A 12,855-nucleotide genomic window follows, 5' to 3' on the forward strand; every position below is an offset into this window, starting at 1 on the left:
AAGCGGAACTCCCCCTCTATTGCGCGATATACCTCCTTGTCACGGCTTAGCCGGGATGAGCAGCCGCGTTCGAAGCGGCATTATGGTGCGCCCTGGCGGGGGCGCAGCATGGTAAAAGCCGTCTCGAGCCGCTGTGGGGTTCGTCGCTGCTAGCAAAGGCGCGGCTGTAAAGCTGATTTCAGCCTTATTTCGCCCGCTGCTCGCATAACCGCCGCTCTAAGGCTGATTTCAGCCTTATTTCGCCCGCTACTCGCATAATCGACGCTCTAAGGCTGATTTCAGCCTTATTTCGCCCGCTGCTCGCATAACCGCCGCTGCAAGGCTGATTTCAGCCTTATTTCGCCCGCTACTCGCATAATCGACGCTCTAAGGCTGATTTCAGCCTTATTTTGCCCGCTGCTCGCATAACCGCCGCTGCAAGGCTGATTTCAGCCTTATTTCTCCCGCCGTGGAGCACTTGAGGCAATTGCGGCACTTGAGGCACTTGAGGCACTTGAGGCACTTGCGGCACTTGCGGCACTTGAGGCACTTGAGGCACTTGCGGTACTTGCGGTACTTGGGGTACTTGGAGCACTTGGGGCACTTGGGGCACTTGGGGCACTTGAGGCACTTGAGGCACTTGAGGCACTTGCGGCACTTGCGGCACTTGGGGCACTTGGGGCACTTGGGGCACTTGGGGCACTTGGGGCACTTGGGGCACTTGGGGCACTTGGGGCACTTGCGGCACTTGAGGCACTTGAGGCACTTGCGGTACTTGCGGTACTTGGGGTACTTGGAACACTTGGGGCACTTGGGACACTTGGGGTACTTGGAGCACTTGGGGCACTTGGGGCACTTGGGGCACTTGGGGCACTTGGGGCACTTGGGGCACTTGGGGCACTTGGGGCACTTGGGGCACTTGGGGCACTTGGGGCACTTGGGGCACTTGGGGCACTTGGGGCACTTGGGACACTTGGGGCACTTGGGGCACTTGGGGGGACGCGGAAGCCCTAATAGCGCATGAAACATGCGCTGCAAGCCCGCGCCAGGGGCCGCGGATGCCCTATAGCGCATGTTTCATGCGCTGCAACCCTTCCTGCCCCACCGTTCTCCCGAACGGCGGGGCAGGAAGATCATTATACCGGCAGCAGCCGCTTCAGCCGCTCCTTCTCTGCGGCGGGGATCGCCGCGAAACGATCGGCCCAGTCGTGCACCGCCGCGCTCGGCGACGAGGTGAAGCGGAAACCGCGCCGGTCGAACGCTACCGTGCCGGTCTCCTCGATGCCGGCGAAACCGAGCCGTTTCCGCGCTTCCAGCATCGACGCGTACAGTTCGAGATCGAGCCCGCCGTCCGCCGCAAACCGGCTCGTCCAGTTCGGATACGCCTGGCGGCACACCGCTTCCGTCATGTAGTGGATGTAAAAGATGCGCCGCTTCAGCGCCGACAAATTCGCCCGCGAGCCGTGCGGCGTCGACACGCAATGGAACAGCACGTCGCCCGGCTCCATCAGCACCGGCACCGCGCCGTATTTTTCGAACAACTCTTCCTCCGACTTGCTCTTGTAATCGACGTGGCCGACCAGATGGTGGCCCGGAATCGCATACACGCAGCCGTTGTCCGTGCCGGAGTGGTCGAGGTAAATGTCAGTCGTAAAGTTGGGTCCCGGAAGCGAATCGAGCCGCTTCGGATCGCCGTACGGCGGATCCTGGTGCCAGGTGACCGCCGCCCCTTCGTACGGCACCTTCACGACGAGCGAATCGTTGAACGGCACGAAGCTGTCGCCGACCAGTTGGCCGATGTTCTCCAATATTTCCGGATGGGCCGTCGCCGCGAGAAAAATGTCGCCCCGGGTCCACATTTTCTCCGAGCGCCAATACACCTTGTTGCCGCGTGCGCCGGGCAAATACAGGTGATCGTGCCCCGGCTGTCCCTGCAGCTCCACGCCCTGCCGAATCACTTCGTCGACGGCATCGGACAGCAGCCGCAACTCCTCCCCCTTCACCACTCCCCGCATGACCAAAAATCCGTTCGCATAAAATGAATCGATCTGCTCCTGCGTCAGCATCGGCTATCTCCTCCGTCGTCGTCGTTCGGCAGCAGGCGCGCCTGCGCATCGCTGCCGATACTCCCATTATCCGCCGCAGCGCCGCACGCCGCCATGCAGGCAGCCGTCGAATCCATGCATAAATTTGACCTCATGCAGTTTCGTTACGGCATCGGATGCCCATACGTAAAATAGTGATTCGTCGCATACGGAACGTCGCGGTCGTTGCCGAGCACGATTTGGCGGAAGCGGGAGTCCGCACCGCGCTCGCGGTAGGCAGTGGCGGAGATGCCCTTGATCGCCTTGAACAGCCGGGAAAAATAGTGCTCGTTCGCAAACCCGAGCTCCGCGGCGATCTCCTTGACCGAAGCGGAGCGATACAACAACATGCGCGCCGCCTGCTCCATCCGCAGCCGGCCCAGATGACGGCTCGGCGGCTCGCCGAAATGACGGGTGAAGGCGCGGGCGAAATAGCCGTGCGACCAGCCGATCCGGTGCGCCAGCTCCTCCATCGACACCGGCTCGGCCAGGTGCCGCTCCATGTAATCGACGGCCATCCGCAACGGGTGCGGAATCTCCGCCTCCGGCTGCGGCGCGCCGATGAGAGCCGCCGCTTCCCGCAGCTCCTCGAGCAGCGCGAACAGCAGCACGCTGCAGCGCAGTTTCCAGTTCGGACCCTGCGCGTCCGACAAATGCAGGATATGCCGGAACATCGCCGGCACAGGCGAACGGGCATCCACCGGTATGAAAATATGCCCGTGCAGGAACGATTCGAACCAGCGTCGCCCTTCCTCGCGGGGAAAATAAAACACCGCAAACAGATGGCGAACCGGCTGCTCCGGATCGAACAAACACTGGTGCAGTTCCCCCGGACGCGTGATCGTCATGCACGGACGGTCCAGCGCATACGTGTCGCCGGAGGCGGTGTAGGTCGTGGCCGAGCCGCCCGGGAAAAACACAAGCTCGTACGCATCCAGCGTTCTTGGCCCTACCTTGGCGCCGGCAACCATCGTAAAATCGCCGGTCAACGTCAGCTCCGGCATCCACGGATCGGGGCAAACGGCTTCGCCTTGAACGGACGGCTGGCGCGCTCGTTCAGCCTCGGGGTCGACAGACATGAGAGCAGCCTCCTCATGCACGTTTTTGACTTCATTGTAACGGGCATGGGAACGAAGTACAACCGTACATGCGAAGCAAGAGGAAACCCGCCTGCTTTTGTCGAAATGTAGAGTATGATGACGAAAAGAAAAATTTGGCTGGCGGCGGTCCTGTTTTTGACCGTTCTGACCGGCTTTCGATTGTTGTGGCTGCATTTTCACTCCGATGCCCGATACCCCGCCGCGGTTCAAGGTATACTCGATTTGCGCGGCTGGGAAGGGCTCGCTGCCCACTCCTTGCCGCTTGGCGGCGAGTGGGAGTTTTACCCCGGCACCTTCCTGTACGGGGATGAAGCCGGCAATACCGCTGCCGCTCCCGGCTCGCTTGCGCCTGCGCAGCGGATTCGGATGTCCGGCGACTGGGCATTCGAAGACCGGCCGTTCGGCCATGCCAAATACGGCTTCGGCACGTACCGGCTGCGTATTCTGGTCGATCCCGGAGCGGGTCGGTCGTTTGGCATCCATATCCCGAGCAGCAAAAGCTCGTCCGAAGTATACGTCAACGGGAGGCTTCTCGGTCATTCGGGCCATCCGGCGGCCAGCAAGGAGGACTATTCGCCGCGCGATCTTCCTTACACCGTCTATTTCCTCCTGGACAACGAAGGCGAAATCGACCTTGTGATCCAGGCGGCCAATTTCGACGATTTCCGCAGCGGCGGCGTCAATCGGGCGGCCCAATTCGGCCTGGAAAATGTGCTGATCGGCGACATGAACGCTTCCCGCAATATGGTCTGGCTCGCTTGCGTCGCCTATGCGATGCACGTGCTGTACGGCTTCATTCTGTATCTGGCGGGGGGCCGGGACAAGCGGCTGATCTACTTCTCCCTGATGATCCTGTGCGTCATTCTGGGGACACTGCTGGACGGAGAGCGGTTATTGTACGAATGGATTCCGTTTACATTGGGATGGGGTCTGAAAATCATTTACATCGGCTTGCTGGCCGGCGGCTATAGTCTGCACCAGCTGATCAAAGACATGCTGCCGCTCCGGCTGAAACGCCGCGCAACGCTCGCGTTCGAGCTGGCGTGCGCCGCCGCGGCGCTTTCCGCCGCGCTGCTTCCGGTGGCCGCGATTCAGACGCTGGCGCCGGTTTATTTGGCGCTGACGTTGGTGCCTTGCCTGTTGACGCCGGTCGTCATGTACCGGGCCACCTCCCGAATCGACGCCGACAATATTTTCCTGCTGCTGGCCGCGATTGCGGCGATCAACAGCCTGATCTGGCTTTTTGCGATCAATGTGTTCGGTATCCGGATGCTTTCCTATCCGTTCGATCTGATCGTGGCGATGATGTGCTTTTCCGCCTATTGGTTCAAACGTTATTTCCGCATGGCGGACGATTCGCGCAAGCTGGCGGAAGCGCTGCGGGAAGCGGACAAGCGCAAGGACGAGTTTCTGTCGACGGTGGCGCATGAGCTGCACAATCCGCTGCACGGCATCATCAATATTTCGCAATCGGTTTCGGAGCGGGAACAAGTCCGGCTGGATGCCCCCAGCGCAAACGATTTGCGGCTGCTGGTCAAGGTCGGCCGCAGCATGTCCTACATGCTGAACGACCTGCTGGATATGGCCAGGCTGAAGGAGAACCGGATTCGCCTGAGCCTGGCCGGCATTTCCATACACGGCGTTGCCGCAAGCGTCATCGACATGCTGCGCTTCATGACCGAAGGCAAGCCGATTCACTTGAGCAATCGGGTGCCGCTTCACTTCCCTCCCGTCCTCGCCGACGAAACGAGGCTGCATCAAGTGTTGTTCAACCTGCTGCACAACGCGGTGAAATATTCGCATGCCGGCGAAGTGTCGGTGCAGGCGGACATCGAAGGAGAATGGGCGATCGTTTCGGTGGCGGATACGGGCATCGGCATGGACGAGGAACTGGTGAACCGCGTGTTCGAGCCGTACGAGCAGGCGGTGGACGCCGGGCTGAGCGGCGGCTTCGGACTGGGGCTGCACATCTGCAAGCAGTTGGTGGACATGCACGGGGGGACGCTGACGGTTCGCTCGCAGCCGGACGTCGGGTCCGTATTTACGTTTACGCTCCGGCTGTTCGCAGGCGGAACGATCGAACCGCCCGTTGCCTCGCAAGCCGCCGCAGCCGAAGAGCCGTCCGGAAAAGACGGTGCTGCCCGCACCGACAGCCGCACCGCCGATCCGGGACCCGCGCATCCGCAGCCGCATCGCGCTTCGCCCGATCGGATGCGTTTGCTTGCGGTCGATGACGATCCGGTCAACCTGAATGTGTTGCGAACGATTTTTGCCGGGGAGCCGTATGAGGTGGTTACCGCGATCAGCGGCCCGGAGGCGCTGGTGTTGCTGGACGCAGACCGGTGGGATTTGATTCTGTCCGACGTCATTATGCCGGGCATGTCCGGCCTGGAGCTGACGGCGCGCATTCGCGAACGGTTCTCCGTCGCGGAGCTGCCGGTTTTGCTGCTCACGGCGCGCAACAGAGATGCGGATATCGAAGCGGGCTTCGCTTCCGGCGCCAACGATTACGTTACCAAACCGGTCAACGCAACGGAGCTGAAAGTCCGGGTTCGCGCCTTGACGCATTTGAAGACGACGGTAAACGAGCGGCTGCGGATGGAAGCGGCGCTGCTGCAGGCGCAAGTCAAACCTCACTTCATGATCAATACGTTTACGGCGCTGTCTGCGCTCAGCCGCATCGATATGGACAAGATGGACAATCTCGTTCAGGAGCTGACCCATTATTATCGTCTGGGCATCGACTTTCAGAATGCGGACCAGGCGGTGCCGATCGAACGCGAGCTGAGGCTGATTCGCTCCTACCTGTTCATCCAAAAGGAGCGGTTCGCGGACAGACTGCAGGTCGTATGGGAAGTGGACGACAATTTGAGCTTGCTGATCCCTCCGCTGACCATCCAGCCGCTGGTGGAAAATGCGATTACGCACGGGATCCTGAAGCGGAGCGCGGGCGGGGAAGTGCGCATTCGTATCGCCGATCTCGGGCATGCCGCCGAAATCACCGTCTCCGACAACGGAGTCGGCATTGAAGAAGCGGTCGTCTGTCGCTTGTTGGAAAGACAGCCCGACCGGCGTACCGGAATCGGGCTGCTCAATACGCATCGCCGGCTCAAGCAATTCGGCGGCAAGGGGCTGACGATCGAAAGCCGGCCCGGCGTCGGCACTTCGGTTTCGTTCGCCGTCGCCAAGCCGGCCCCTTTCACAACTCCATAACAACCATCTGGTGGATGTGCAGCTCTGGCACTATCGTTTCCAATACGCCGTCCGTCCAGGTCCAGTCGAGCGGCTGTCGCGACGGAGCGGCGTAAACGGCGGCCGGGCGCTGCGCCAATCGGACGCGCACCGGGATGTCGCGGCGCAGCGGCAGCTCTTCGATCACCGTGTTGCCGGTATGGCGCTTGGCCCCGTACTGCACCAAATGGAGCACCCATCGATTCTTTTGCTCTTGCCGCATCAACGACACCTCCACGGCCGGCGAATGCGCCGCCACCTCCAGCAGCCTCTCCTCCGCCGGAAGCAGTTCGTCGATCATGCTCAGCACGAGCTGCCGGATATGCCGGCTGCCGACCGAGAAGTAATCTTCGGCCAGCGACAGCGGCGCCACGCATACCGCGCCTGCGCCGTAGCGGCCGATCACGGCGGCCGGGTTGCCGCTCGGTTCGCCGGCCGGGGCATGGTAATGGCCGAAGCGGCGGGACGGATCGATGTTTTCGTACGGCAGGATCAGTTCGGCCGCCACCTCCGCGCCGCTGCCCGGCAGCAAGCGTGCATATGCGCTTTTGACAAAATAGGGCACTTGCGGGATGCCTGCGGCCAGCTTGTCGCCCGGCTTCACGAAGATGCCGGGGCTTGCGGCGATGTCGGCGAGCTTGACGCCGGCCAGCTCCTCCAGCAGCAGCCGCCATTCCGCGTTGCGCCACAACTCGCTGCCGGTGACGAGCAGCTTGCCGCCGCCGGCCACGTAAGCGCGGATCGCCGGAATGAGCGCGGTGTCGAGCGTCCGGTTCTCGGCCAGCCACAGCAGCCGGTACGGCGCCAGCTCGGAGAGCCGGTCGAGCACGTCGAAATGGCGGTTGCCTTCGAGCAGCGCCAACCCGGCGCCATACAGCGCCTCCGGCGTCTGATGCGCGAAATAATCCGCCGGCGCGGAGCGAATCTGGCAATTGCGCTGGTCGTCGGCGAGTATGCCCAGGTAAGGAACGCTCTGCGCGTTCAGCGCCCACGCCTCGCGCTCCTGCACGAACGCGTACGCGTCGCCGATCAGCTCGTAAACGCCTTCGTCCGGCTTCCCCGACGGGTGCAACTGATCGCCGACGCAGCAGGCGCCCAGCGTGGCCAGGATGGTGGCGCATTCAAACTTCAGCTGCGTTTCGTTGTTCAGGCTGCCGAAGTAGCCCCAATTTTTCGGAAAACGGGTCGTCATGCCGCCCGACGGCTTCGGCAGCGTGCGAATATATCGCGCGACGATGGGGTAATGGTAGCTGTTCCAGCTCACCGGCGCTTCCAGTTCGATGAAATCGAGGTACTCGCTGCGAGCGCCGCCGATGTACCACTGGTTGTTGCTGGTGAACGCCATTTGCGGATCGAGCGATTGGATCAGCGTTTTGGTTTGCGCCATGAACGTATCCAGCGTCAGCCGCTCGAACCGTTCCATCTCTTCCCGGCGGTTCAGGTCGAGCCCGAGCGCCGCCGCCTTCTGTCGGCAATAGGAGCAATAGCATGTGTCCGCCGGGTACATGACCATGTCGAGGAAGATCCCGGCGACGTCCGGAAAGCGCGGCACAAAGTCGCGCAGCTGCGGCCAAAACCACTCCTCCACGAACGGGCTGTTGAAGCACGGCCAGCCCCAGCTGCGGCCGCCGTCCGTGTCGAGCCGGCTGCCGTCCTTGCGCTGCATCGCCCATTCCGGATGCTCCAGCACGGCGCGGTCGTGAATGCCCGTCGAAAAATGAACATAAATCTGAATCTGTTCCCGTTTCGCGGCGGCGAGCAGCGGCGTCAGCATATCTTGCTGCAGCCCGGGGTGCTGTTGCCCCGCTGCGCCTTCGTAATAGGCGTTGCCGCAGGCGCAGTAGCCGAACACGGCCGTTACGGCGTTCACGCGCGCTTGTTTCCACGTCTGCACCAGCCGCTCGGCGTCGAAGCTCTGCCCGACTTGCTCCACCCAATGCGGCGTGTGGAAGTCGAGATGAATTTTCCGGCTTGTCAGTTCCGGGTTCACGGGCCATTCCCCTCTTTCGTCAGTCGAATTTGTGTTGCCTTGGCGGCTCGTTTGGGGCTGTTCCATTCGGCCCCGCACTTCCGGCCAGCCGGAGCCATCCATCTGCAGGGGCCCCGTCAATCCAGGTGAAACACTTCCTCCATATCCGCCCACCATTCGCCTTCTTTGCGCGTTTCGAGCGGCTGCTGGCACGGCTTGCATACCGCCCACCAATCCTGGGTGACGGGATCGGCCGCCATGCGCGCCATGTCGCCTTCGTAGTCGTCGCCTTCGTATTCGAAATAGCTGAACAGGAAGCCGTCCTTGTAATAAATCGAATAATTCGCGATGCGGCTTTCCTTGATTTGCTTCAGCACGTCCGGCCAAACCGCCGCATGCAGCCGCTTGTACTCCTCCAACTTCTCCGGCACTACCCGGATCACGCTGCCCACTCGTTTCATCGCCCATGGCCTCCTTGTTTTCCCGCTTGCTTTCTTGCTCTTCTTACGCTACCTGCCTTTCCCGCTCCTCCTGCTCTCTTCTTGCTCTTCTTGCTTTTTTTGCTTTTTTGCTTGCTTTCTTTTCTTGCTCTTCTTGCTTTTCTTGCTCTTTTTGCTCCTGCCTTGCGTCAGGTTGCCGATCCAACACGGCTCTGGTATGCTGGTAGTACCAAACAGCTTACCACCGCCATCTGCTTTGTTCAATCCTTTTTTTGGAGGAAAATCGCCCGCATGGTACAATGGGAACGGATCAAACGCACGACGGTAACCGAACAGATTATGGAGCAAATTGCTCATTTGATTACGGCAGGCCAGCTCAAGGCGGGGGACAAGCTGCCGAACGAACGCGAGCTGGCGGCGACGCTGCAGGTGACGCGCGGCCGGGTGCGCGAAGCGCTGCGCGCGCTGTCGCTGGTCGGCCTGATTACGATCAAGGCCGGCGACGGCAGCTATGTGAACGAGCAGGAAGTGCCTCTCGCCGAAGATACGATCGTGTGGATGTTTCACAACGAAATCCACAATTTGGAGGAAGTGTACGCGGCCCGCAAGTTGATCGAATCCGAGGTATATCTCACGGCTGTCGGCCGTTTGTCGCCGGAGCAGTTGGCGCAGTTGGCGGCGATCTTCGCACGTTTGCAGGAAGCGATGCCCGATTCGTCGCCGGAGCAGCACCTGAAGCTGCTGGACGAATTCGACCTGTTGATCGGCGAATGCTGCGGCAACGCCATCTACTTCAAGCTGATGCAGACGATCGTTCACCTGCGGCGGGAGACGAGCCGCAAGCTGCTGCAAGTGCCGGGCGCCGTCGAAACGAGCGTCAAGTCGCGCTCCGCCCTGCTCGGCGCCCTGCAAGCCGCCGATGCGAAGCGGATGAAAGCGGCGGCGGCCGAGTTTTTCAAAACATCGCAGGCGTTCTACGAATCGCTTGCCCGAACTTAAGGAGGGAAGTCGCGTGCCCAAACCATCCGATCCGCTGCCGATCGTGTTGTTCGACACGCCGCAAACGTTGGAACGCTGGCTCGAGGAGCATCACCGCTCGTCGCCCGGCGTGTGGATGCAGATTGCCAAGAAAGGCTCGGGCATCGCGTCCGTCACCTACCAGGAGGCGCTGGACATCGCCCTTTGCTACGGCTGGGTCGACAGCCAGAAGGACAAGATGGACGAGCGCACGTACCTGCAGCGGTTTACGCCGCGCGGGGCGAAGAGCATCTGGTCGCAGGTGAACAAGACAAAGGTTGAGGCGCTGATCGCCAGCGGCCGGATGCAGGCGGCCGGCCTTGCGGCGATCGAGGTCGCGAAGGCGAACGGGCAGTGGGACAAGGCGTACGCCTCGCAAAGCAACGCCGAAGTTCCCGAGGACTTTGCCGCGGCGCTCGAACGCAGCCCGCAGGCGAAAGCGTTCTTCGACACGCTGAACAAGTCAAACAAATTTGCCATGCTGTTCCGCATCAATAACGTGAAGAAGCAGGAAACGCGCGAACGAAAAATTCGCGAGTTTATCGCCATGCTGGAGAAGGGTGAAAAAATACATCTGTAGCCGGCCCGGTGAAACGCCAACAGGACCAAGCAGGAGTTGACTCCGCTTGGTCCTGTTTTGGCACCGTTTACGTACAGAACGCCGCTCAAGGAGCGGCGCGGGCCCTCCGCAGGGCATTTAGCGCATGTTTCATGCGCTGCATAGAGGCGCGGGTAGATTTCTGCCTCATTTTGTCGTCGGCGCGCTCCGGTTCGCAGCAGCAATAAAGTTCCCTTTGTTCAAATTGCAATTGAATGAAAATTCGGCGACAACACGGCAGTCTAACAGCCTTAACGGGAAAACCTCCCGTTATTTTTCCGTTTTTTATGGAAAAAATAAAAATAACAGGAAAACCTCCTGCTATTTTGCCGCCATAACCCGATTTCCGGAAAAATGGCGAAAATTAGAGGGAGGTTTTCCCGTTATTTGAGCAAACCGATGATTTTGACGAAAATAACAGGAGGTTTTCCCGTTATTCCTCATCTCCCTCGTTACTCCAGATACTTTTGCCACTCCTTACTATCCCCGCTACCCTTTGCTACTCCTTGTCACTCCATGCCACTCCTTGCTACTCCCCGCGGATCGCCGCCAGCGTAACGCATCTTCTCGCGCTACTTCTTGAAATACAGCCGCGGCGAGCCGTAGCTTCCGCCGCTGAATGCGTTGGCGGACGTGCTTTTGATCACTTCGTCCGGTCCCCACTTGGACAGCAGCTCGGTCGGGTTGCCGCTGGCATCCCACTGGGTCACTTTGGCCCAATGGAAGCCGGAGAAATAAATGACGTCCGGATACGGAATCGGCGTCGTCGAATACGACGTGAACAACGTCCCCGCCCGCCCCGTCCAGTTGTGGTACGAGCCGTTCTGCTTCAGCATGTAGTCGATCACGTCCTGATCGATCTGGTACGGCTCGCCGGATACCGTCCGCTGGTCCACGGCGTATTCGTAACACATCTGATCGTTGTTCGCCATGCCAACGAAGCTGTTGTTCCACGTCGAGCTGTAAAACCACGTGCTGTCCATGCCGGAGTAATACGCCGCATTCTGGTTCGTGACGTAAATTGAAACGTCGGACGACACCGTGCCGCCAACCGCATAGGTCGCTTTGACCCGCAGCTTCGGCATCGTCGCCCCATTGTTCGAGCTGTACGTCGTATTGAACGTGTAGTTTCGCTTATACGTGCCGCCGGAAAGCGACAACGCGCCAAGCGAATATTCCGTTCCGCCCGCATCCACCGCATACGCGTTCACCGCCGTCGGCGTACCCGACACGCTGGCTTCGATCTGGTACGTATTCCCTTTCAGCAAAAACGACGTCGGCGCCAGCACGTTCACCTGCCCCGGCGCATACGCGCCGACTGTCAGCGTATAGCCAGTGCTCGCATGCGGCGCATCCCAGACGATCACATTGTAATCGCCGTTCAGGAACAGCTTGGCGCCCCCCGACCCGCTAATCACGGACGGCGACATCACAACCGCTCCGGTCGTCGGATTCTGAAACGCAACCAGCACCGTACTGCCGCTGCCGTTCGTATTCGCCGCAAACTGGAACACATAATTTTCGAAATGGCCGCTGAACTTGCGCTCGTGCGAATCGAACACATAAGGCGAATGGGACGACGTTTCGTTGACCCACCAGCTGCCGTACGACGACCCGTCGAGGGTATAGCTGCCCGGCGACGCGAACCCGGACGCGGGCACCGCCAATACACCGATAATCAGTAACAGCGCCCAAACGACAAGCTTCACTTTCTTCATCATCCAACCTCCCGGCATTATGAAAATAAGCGGTCGTTTTCCGCTTTCTTCCATTGTGCCACGGAGGCGGCCACCGGTATATAGCCTTTTCCTGTCTTCTCTTGCCTTTTCATGACCGGCTTTACTTTTCCCGAGTGTGGCCCTGCTTGCTCACATGAGCATGCGGCGCCTTGTCTCCGACCAGATTCAGGGCAATGCCGTGCTCCAGATACGCCTTCAGCCCGCAGAGCACGATCGTAAACCCTTCCGTGGCGTCGACGGCTTGCCGGACGATTTCGTCCCCGTCCCCCGCGAAACCGGAGCTGGCGATCGTAACGAACGTGCCCGCTTCCTGCGGAGCGAACGTCCATTCGACCCGATAGCCAAAATCGATGACGATCTTCTCGTTCGGCACCAGCTCAAGCACGCCGATCTCGGCGGCGGCGGCGTACATTTCCCATTCCCAGCGCACCGTCGCTCCCGCTTCCAGCCTTCCGCTTCCACGCGTAAACCAGAACCGGCTCGTAATCGCCGGATCGACGAACGCTTCGAACACCTCTTCCACCGGCTTGCGAATCAGCATTTCCGTTATGACGACAGGCATTTCGTGGAATGTCGGCATCATGCGGCCTCCTTTTCGAATGGAACCCAAACTTATCCCTATCGTACCGCAAACGGCAACCGGCAGCAAAATCCGAGTCCGTAAAATCGGCCGCTCCCACCCCGTTGACACTCGCGAA

11 protein-coding genes are annotated in these 12,855 nt (G+C 60.3%); 3 read left to right on the forward strand and 8 right to left on the reverse strand.

Annotated elements, in window-relative coordinates; genetic code table 11:
* Nucleotides 1-1,115: 1,115 nt before the first annotated feature.
* Genes EXY20_RS04315 through EXY20_RS04320 form a run of 3 tightly spaced genes read right to left on the reverse strand, consistent with a single transcriptional unit; the run spans nucleotide 1,116 to nucleotide 3,142 of the window.
* Nucleotides 1,116-2,045 (reverse strand): phytanoyl-CoA dioxygenase family protein, encoded by a 930-nt coding sequence (locus EXY20_RS04315; RefSeq protein ID WP_135548036.1) that lies wholly within the window; start codon nucleotides 2,043-2,045, stop codon nucleotides 1,116-1,118.
* The gene (locus tag EXY20_RS40230; RefSeq protein ID WP_268965945.1) at nucleotides 2,039-2,161 is read right to left on the reverse strand and encodes a hypothetical protein; all 123 of its coding nucleotides are present in this window, start codon (nucleotides 2,159-2,161) and stop codon (nucleotides 2,039-2,041) included. The genes EXY20_RS04315 and EXY20_RS40230 overlap by 7 nt, the downstream gene beginning before the upstream one ends.
* Nucleotides 2,162-2,188: 27 nt before the next feature.
* On the reverse strand, nucleotides 2,189-3,142 hold the full coding sequence (locus tag EXY20_RS04320; protein ID WP_167858980.1) for a helix-turn-helix domain-containing protein: 954 nt from the start codon (nucleotides 3,140-3,142) through the stop codon (nucleotides 2,189-2,191).
* A gap of 117 nt (nucleotides 3,143-3,259) precedes the next feature.
* Here EXY20_RS04320 and EXY20_RS04325 point away from each other — a divergent pair, with 117 nt between their 5' ends.
* Nucleotides 3,260-6,376, forward strand: coding sequence for an ATP-binding protein (locus tag EXY20_RS04325; RefSeq protein WP_135548040.1), 3,117 nt, complete (start codon nucleotides 3,260-3,262; stop codon nucleotides 6,374-6,376).
* On the opposite strand, the gene EXY20_RS04330 is transcribed toward EXY20_RS04325, so the two are convergent.
* The 3 genes from EXY20_RS04330 to EXY20_RS38785 form a co-directional block, all read right to left on the reverse strand.
* Nucleotides 6,363-8,384 carry an alpha-amylase family protein gene (locus EXY20_RS04330; RefSeq protein ID WP_167858981.1) on the reverse strand — a complete coding sequence of 674 codons (2,022 nt, stop codon included), beginning with the start codon at nucleotides 8,382-8,384 and terminating at the stop codon, nucleotides 6,363-6,365. The genes EXY20_RS04325 and EXY20_RS04330 overlap by 14 nt on opposite strands.
* A 116-nt stretch (nucleotides 8,385-8,500) precedes the next feature.
* Entirely contained in the window at nucleotides 8,501-8,824 is a 324-nt protein-coding gene (locus EXY20_RS04335) for an L-rhamnose mutarotase (protein ID WP_135548044.1), read from the reverse strand.
* A gap of 43 nt (nucleotides 8,825-8,867) precedes the next feature.
* Nucleotides 8,868-9,011 carry a hypothetical protein gene (locus EXY20_RS38785; RefSeq protein WP_167858982.1) on the reverse strand — a complete coding sequence of 48 codons (144 nt, stop codon included), beginning with the start codon at nucleotides 9,009-9,011 and terminating at the stop codon, nucleotides 8,868-8,870.
* 83 nt (nucleotides 9,012-9,094) lie between these two features.
* On the opposite strand from EXY20_RS38785, the gene EXY20_RS04340 reads away from it, so the two are divergent.
* Nucleotides 9,095-9,802, forward strand: a complete 708-nt coding sequence (locus tag EXY20_RS04340; RefSeq protein WP_135548046.1) for a FadR/GntR family transcriptional regulator — start codon at nucleotides 9,095-9,097, stop codon at nucleotides 9,800-9,802.
* Nucleotides 9,803-9,815: 13 nt separating this feature from the next.
* Nucleotides 9,816-10,400 carry a YdeI/OmpD-associated family protein gene (locus EXY20_RS04345; protein ID WP_235885347.1) on the forward strand — a complete coding sequence of 195 codons (585 nt, stop codon included), beginning with the start codon at nucleotides 9,816-9,818 and terminating at the stop codon, nucleotides 10,398-10,400.
* 590 nt (nucleotides 10,401-10,990) lie between these two features.
* Here EXY20_RS04345 and EXY20_RS04350 read toward each other — a convergent pair.
* Together EXY20_RS04350 and EXY20_RS04355 are read right to left on the reverse strand one after the other, a co-directional pair.
* Nucleotides 10,991-12,136, reverse strand: a complete 1,146-nt coding sequence (locus tag EXY20_RS04350; RefSeq protein ID WP_135548048.1) for a hypothetical protein — start codon at nucleotides 12,134-12,136, stop codon at nucleotides 10,991-10,993.
* A 121-nt stretch (nucleotides 12,137-12,257) separates the two neighbouring features.
* Nucleotides 12,258-12,737, reverse strand: a complete 480-nt coding sequence (locus tag EXY20_RS04355) for an SRPBCC family protein (RefSeq protein ID WP_135548050.1) — start codon at nucleotides 12,735-12,737, stop codon at nucleotides 12,258-12,260.
* Nucleotides 12,738-12,855 lie beyond the last annotated feature (118 nt).

The sequence above is a fragment of the Paenibacillus cymbidii genome, assembly GCF_004764705.1.
GTDB lineage: Bacteria > Bacillota > Bacilli > Paenibacillales > NBRC-103111 > Paenibacillus_AN > Paenibacillus_AN cymbidii.

Coding starts and splice junctions, on each gene's coding strand:
- EXY20_RS04315 (WP_135548036.1), bottom strand. CDS start 2,045: ATGCTGACGCAGGAGCAGATCGATTCATTTTATGCGAACGGATTTTTG.
- EXY20_RS40230 (WP_268965945.1), bottom strand. CDS start 2,161: ATGGATTCGACGGCTGCCTGCATGGCGGCGTGCGGCGCTGCGGCGGAT.
- EXY20_RS04320 (WP_167858980.1), bottom strand. CDS start 3,142: ATGTCTGTCGACCCCGAGGCTGAACGAGCGCGCCAGCCGTCCGTTCAA.
- EXY20_RS04325 (WP_135548040.1), top strand. CDS start 3,260: ATGACGAAAAGAAAAATTTGGCTGGCGGCGGTCCTGTTTTTGACCGTT.
- EXY20_RS04335 (WP_135548044.1), bottom strand. CDS start 8,824: ATGAAACGAGTGGGCAGCGTGATCCGGGTAGTGCCGGAGAAGTTGGAG.
- EXY20_RS04340 (WP_135548046.1), top strand. CDS start 9,095: ATGGTACAATGGGAACGGATCAAACGCACGACGGTAACCGAACAGATT.
- EXY20_RS04350 (WP_135548048.1), bottom strand. CDS start 12,136: ATGAAGAAAGTGAAGCTTGTCGTTTGGGCGCTGTTACTGATTATCGGT.
- EXY20_RS04355 (WP_135548050.1), bottom strand. CDS start 12,737: ATGCCGACATTCCACGAAATGCCTGTCGTCATAACGGAAATGCTGATT.